At 60.1% G+C, this 6,183-nt stretch carries 4 protein-coding genes; all 4 read right to left on the reverse strand.

Features of this window, described 5'->3' with window-relative positions; genetic code table 11:
* Nucleotides 1–96 precede the first annotated feature (96 nt).
* Nucleotides 97–708 carry an imm11 family protein gene (locus AC1DLB_RS18485; RefSeq protein ID WP_111453069.1) on the reverse strand — a complete coding sequence of 204 codons (612 nt, stop codon included), beginning with the start codon at nucleotides 706–708 and terminating at the stop codon, nucleotides 97–99.
* A gap of 11 nt (nucleotides 709–719) precedes the next feature.
* Entirely contained in the window at nucleotides 720–5,135 is a 4,416-nt protein-coding gene (locus AC1DLB_RS18490) for an RHS repeat-associated core domain-containing protein (RefSeq protein WP_477785408.1), read from the reverse strand.
* A 12-nt stretch (nucleotides 5,136–5,147) separates the two neighbouring features.
* Nucleotides 5,148–5,582, reverse strand: a complete 435-nt coding sequence (locus tag AC1DLB_RS18495; protein ID WP_052967849.1) for a DcrB-related protein — start codon at nucleotides 5,580–5,582, stop codon at nucleotides 5,148–5,150.
* 18 nt (nucleotides 5,583–5,600) lie between these two features.
* Nucleotides 5,601–6,183 (reverse strand): bacteriophage T4 gp5 trimerisation domain-containing protein (locus AC1DLB_RS18500; RefSeq protein WP_477785409.1); only part of this gene is annotated, 583 nt, incomplete at its 5' end.

The raw sequence follows: 6,183 nt of genomic DNA on the forward strand, positions 1-6,183 counted from the left end.
TAGCGGTAACGTTTGTCCTGATAGGTCAGCAGTTTGTTGTGCACCACCAGCCCAGAGCCGCCCCTAAAAATGTCGATCATCATGGGGGCCAGAAGCCTAGGCCTGATTTTTATAAGGGACAAATGTGCGGTTGGCGATATAGAAACCCAAGCCTTTGTTGCTTTTGAATTTTTTCTCGATCATAGAATCGGCCAACTGCTGAGAGATCAGAAGGTCTCCTGACTCTGGCTCACGAGCGATTCCGCGCATGCCGGCAGCATCGTCCAGGAACCAGGTTTTAGTGAAATAGATGATCGATCCGTCATCATCCCGTTCAGCGGCAGATTGCCCTTGATCTATCGCGTTGACGGTATTGATTGCATTCACTATGAAAAAAGCTTCGTCGACCTCTTCCCCGTCTGCAATGACGACAGCAGGTTGAATGAGCTGAATGTCCTGAGCAGATTGATTGGTGAGAAAATTCGCAAGTCGCTCAGTGACTAGTGGGACTCCCCCAAGTAGCCATAGGCAGTCATACGCAAGCAGCTTTTTTTTCTTGCACGGAAAATAGACCTTTGGCTTGTCCATATTCAATGGATAGGGTTTTCCCGCCAACAATGACAGGTAGTCAAAATTCGAACCGGCGGTTTCATAAGAACCGCTTTCGATGTCATACGAGCCGATCAGTTGTTCGCTGTAATAGGTAGGGGCTTTCCAACTTAAGATCATGCTTGATTTTCCTAATCGTAATAAGCGCCGGGACGGGCATTTTTGTTCAGTTGCCTCTCGCCGGAACGGAGTAGTTTGCGCTCATCGGAAACTATTTTATCCAGGGCCTTGCGATATTGCGCCTGATTCCAGTTGTTCCGCTTGCCAGCTTGTTCTGCTTGTGTCATTCGTCCGGCCAGGTTGTCGTTGACTCTACCGGCGTGACGTCCCTCATGAATTGATCGGCGTCCATCGGCCATGGCGGTGGCCTTGTTGGGTAGGAAAATTTTATTTTGTCTGCTTTGCAGGTCAAATCCAGCCAACTTCAGCAGCGGATGATTTTTGGTACTGGCGTGTTTGTCACTCAGAATGTGATGGTCCTGATAGCCCTGCTTCTTCAGCTTGTTGATTCGTTTGTTAATGGATGACGAGCAACTCCATCCCAACGGGTCCACCCACTCGAGTGGGTTGGCCGCATACAGATATAGATTGATTCCCCCTGCCAACCCAATCGGATCCGGCGTCGTAAACCGCCCCACATCCGGATCATAAAACCTGAACGTATTGAAATGCAGCCCCGTCTCCCGGTCCAGGTATTGTCCCTGAAATCGCAGGTTCTGCTCTTCAATGTAATACGGCTCGCGCACCTCTTCTAACGTGTTGCCCCACACCCGATAAGTCGCCTGCCAGACGTTGTGGCCGTCCGCCTCGGTGAGCTGTTCCGGCAGGCCGTTGAGGTCGTTGTGGTAGTAGCGGATTTTTTGCAGTGGGCCGGTGCCGTCGACGCGGGCCAGGGGTTCGTAACCTTCGTCTTCGTATAGGTAGAGGCTGGTTTGCTGATGGCGATGTTCCTGCAACAGGCGCAGGCCGTCCCACGTGAAGCGGGTTTCTCCCAGTGGATAACCCTTGCTGTCGTGTACGGTTTTTTCGATGCGCCGGCCCAGTGGGTCGTAGGTCATCCTGACCACGCTGCCGTTTTCATTGCGCACTTCAATCAAGCGGCTTTCGGCGTCGTAACCGAAGCGCTGCAGGCCTCGTTTAGCGCTGCGTTTTTCGATCATCCGGCCAAACGCGTCATAGCGATAACGCTTGTCCTGATAGGTCAGCAGTTTGTTGTGCACCACCAGCCCGGCGCCGGGTTGTGGGCCGTCCAGCAGGTTGGCGGCGGCGTCGTAGGCGAAGGTTTCGCGCTGGCCGTGCAGGCTGTCCTGGCTGGCGATGATGCGGCCAGTGGCGTCGTAGTGCAGCAGTTGGCGGTGTTGTGCGGCGGGTTGCTGGTCGAGTTTGCCGATCAGGTTGTCAGCGGGGTCATACTCGAAGTGCTTTTGCACGGCCGCCGGCATCAACGAGGGCTGGCTGGTGTGACGGCGTTGGCGTGAGCGTAAGCGCCCGCTGCGGTCGTATTCGCTGCGGGTGCTGATCTGGCCCTGGGTGCGCAGCACTTCGCGGTGCAGGCGGTCGCGTTCGAAGTCGCTGATGACCTGGCCGTCGAGGTTGATCTGGTGCAGGTGGCCGCTGCCGTAGTACAGGCGATTGAGCCAGCGGCCGTCGGGCAGTTGGGTCTGGATCAGGTTGCCGAGTTCGTCATAGTGATATTGCAGGCTGCCGGCCGCGCTGTGTTCGGCGAGCAACTGGCCGAGGGCGTCGTAGGCGAAGCTCAGGGTTTGTGCGTTGCCCTGGTGGTCGGTGAAGGTGACGGCGGTGAGCTGGTCCAGTGGGTCGTAGGTGTAGTCGGTGCGGCCATCGTCGGTGACTTTGGCGATCAGCCGGCCGACGGCGTCGCGTTCCAGTCGGTGAACGATGGGAGCGGGGGGCGACTCGGGGACGACGGCCAGGCCGTTACCGTAAGGTGCCGGAACAGCCGTGACCGCCGCGACGTTATCCAGCAGGTCATAGGTGTAGCGCTTGGCACTGCCATCCAGATCCTGTTGTTCAATCAGTCGATCCCCAGCATCCCAGGCAAACCGATAACTCTCGCCATTTTCGTTGGTCAGCGCCTGCAGCCGCCCATAGCGGTCGTACCCGAACTGCACCTGCCGGCCATGGGCGTCGGTGCGTTGGCGGACCTGGCCGCGACGGTTGTGTTGGTAGAGCGTGGTGTGCCCGGCCGGGTCGGTATAGCCGGTCAACTGGCCGCTGACGTCGCGCTGATACTGCTCGGTGCGGCCGTCCGGCAATTGGCTGCTGAGCAACCGTCCCTGGGCGTCGTAACTGAATTGGGTGCGTTCGCCGAGGGCATCGGTGATGGTTTGCAGATAGCCCCGGTTGTCGTAGCTGAACCGCGTCGGGTAACCCGAACAATCGATGTGTTCGACCAGTTGGCCGAACGGGTTCCAGCGCAGCCTTTTGCTTTTGCCGGTGGCGTCGATGATCTCGACGACCTGGCCTTGGGTGTCGTAGCGGTATCGCGTTACATGGCCCAGCGGATCGGTTTCGGCGATGCAGTTGCCGCGCTGATCGTAGCGATATTGCCAACTGTTGTCCGCGGTATCGGTTTCCACCAGCGGCAAGGCCCAGTGCTCGAGCCATAGGGTCGAGTCACTGCGGCCCAGCGGGTCGGTTTCGCCGATCAGGTTGCCGGCGTCGTCGTAGCTGTATTCATAGCGCCCGCCCAGCGGGTCGGTGGCACTGAGCAATTGGCGTTCGTCGTTCCACTCGAACTGCCAGGTCTGGCCGAGGTTGTCGGTGTATTCGGTGATCTGGTGCTGGGTGTTCCAGTGGCGAGTACTGATGCGCTGTGAGCCGTCGGTGATGCGCGTTGCACCGGCTTTCAGGTCATAGTCGAACTGGTAAGTGTCGCCCTCGTCGGTCCAGTGCCGGACCACGCGCCATTCTTGGTCTTCGATCAAGGCCCATTCATAGAAGCATCGCAGCCCCGTAGGCAACTGATGCTCGACCATCCGCCGCCCGGCGTCGTAGGCGAAGCGCCGTTGCACCTGGCCGGTGGCGTCGCGCACTTCGGCCAGGTTGCCCACTGTGTCGTAGCCATAACTGACGAGCACTTCACGATGCTGGTCGGGATACACGCGTTCCACTCGAGCCACGCGGTCGCGCTCCCGAATCAATTCGACCTGCACCAGATCGAAGGTGTCCCGTAGGCGCGCCAACTGTCCGGCGTCGTCATAGTCGAGGTGGATGCGGTTGTCATTGCGGTCACCGAGCTGGTTCAGGCGCAACAACGACGGATTACCGGGTGTACCGTCGAACAGCCGATACAACCCGTCATCGCTTTCAATCAACAATTCCCCATTGCGATGCCGCCGAACACTCAGCCCTTCACCGGCACTGAACACCGCGCCGCCCAGAGGAATCGAACCCATGTCGATGCGCCGGCCCTGTTCATCGGTGTACACCAGCGTTTCCCCGCCCTCCGGGTGAGGCAGGATTTCAACCCGCACCTCGTAGGACACGCTCCAACCCGCGCCGAACAAGCTGTCGCGGCGTTCGTCGCGGCTGTTGTAGAAGCGCTGCCAATCGATCGGCAAGATGCCCGGCAGCACGAAGTCCAGCTCTTCATCGCCTCCCAGCACCTTGGCCCCGGTCGCAGCATGCACCGGATTCGACGAACCCATGGCGGCGTTGGCCATGGCGCCCATGGCGCTGCTGACAGCCATCGACGTCGCGCCGCCGATCAGCATGCACGGCAGTTTGCTGAAGAACTTGCCCTTGCCGCCCTTGAGCATCAGCAACGCGGTGACCGCCAGCCCCACGCCCGGGGTCTTGCCGCTGCGGATCTCACGCACTACCACCGAACCGCCACCAATGGTCACGTTCGAGGAGATCAGCCCGGACGATACGACCTTGGCGTCGCAGGTGGTGCGGTCGCCGCTGCGCACGGCGGGCTGGCCGTTGATGGTGACTTTGTCCGAGCCCTCGGCCAGAAACTGCGGCGGCATCGGCGGATGCTTCATGCAGRTGACCAGGTCCAGCGGCTTGGGTACGGCGCCGGGCGCAGGGGTGGCGACGGTGGGGCGCCACATCTGGGAGAAGAAGCTCTCGGCCATGTCCAGATAGCTGGGCTCGGCTTCGGGCTCGGGTGTCTCCAGCTCGGTGCCGGCCGGCGCGACATGGGACGGAATCGCCCCGGCGGCCCGGGCGGCGGGCATGTTGTTGGTCAGGGTGTTGGTGGAACCGGTGAGAATCGTCGCCTGCACTGTGGGCGGAAACAGAGAATTGCTGAAACTCTCGCACAGGTTGCTCAAACCTTTGTCGGCCCCGGTCTTGCTCATGGCAAGGCCGACGATGGTGCCCACCACCGCGCCGAGCAGGAAGCAGCCGAGGCCGCCGGTGGCGACGGTGATGCCCGTGGCCGCCACCACGGCAGCCGTCGCCACCGCGGTGATCGCGATGTTGGCTGCCACCTCCAGCACGCCGCCGAGGATGTCGGCCATCATCGAGGTGTGGTCGAGGGCATCGCCCAGCCGGGCGGCCCAGAGTGCGTCAGACATGCAGGGTGCTCATCAGGCCGGAACGTCGAACAACAGCGAACTCTTGATGGTTGCCCAATGCGCGGCTTCGGCATCGCCGAGTTTTTCCGCCTTCACGTAGCTCAGGGCGAGCATTTTTCGGGTGCCGGGCAATACCAGCGCCAACTGATATTGGAAGACTTTGTCGTTGCCCTTGTTGAACTGGCTGCGCAACTCGATGCCTTCGACCTCCTGGCTGGCGCCCAGGCGCACGGCGACGCCCGGCTGAAAACGCAAGTCCTGCACTTGTTTTTCCAGGCGCTTGAGCTGGTCGTCGAAGTTGCTTTGCAGGGTTTCGCCCTCGGCCAGCAAGCTGCGGCTGACAATCAGCGAGGTGCCCAGTTCGGGGAACTTGAGGATGTTGATCGTCGCGTCTTGCAGCTCGCCTGCCGGCAGCTGGAACTGGAACTCATTGATGCGGTAAGTCATGGCGCTTGAATCTCGTGGTTAGCCCTTGGGCTTGGGGAATGCGGCATTGATATTGGCGTCGATGCTGGCCTTGACGCCCTGGCCGTCAGGCGTGGCGCCAGGGCCGCCGCCGTTGTTCAGGTGCAGCACGCCGCCGGTGTTGATCTCGGCGTCACCGCTGGCATAGAAGCTGATTTGCACGCCGGTCAGGTTGATCTGGCCGCTGGCATTGAGCTCCAGGATGCTTTCGCCGCACACCAGCCGCAGGTTTTCGCCCACTTCGATGACGTAGCTCTGGCTGATGCTGTCGGTCTTGCGCTGGCCCACCGACAGAATGTCTTCCTGCTTGACGATGCGCAGCCGGTTGTTGCCGATGGTCACCGTCTCGTTATGCCCGATGCTTTTGTTGCGGTCGTGACCCACCGAGTGGCTTTCATCCACCTCGACCACGATGTCCTGATTGCGCTCGGCATGGATGTACAACTGCTCGGCGCCTTTTTTGTCTTCCATGCGGATTTCGTTGAAATTGGCCGGCGAGCCGCCCTTGCTCGAACGGCTTTTCATGCCGCTCTGGGTAGCGTTTTCCGGCAAGTCGTAGGGCACGGTCTGTTCGGCGTTGTAG

Source organism: Pseudomonas sp. 05N434 (genome assembly GCF_056396965.1).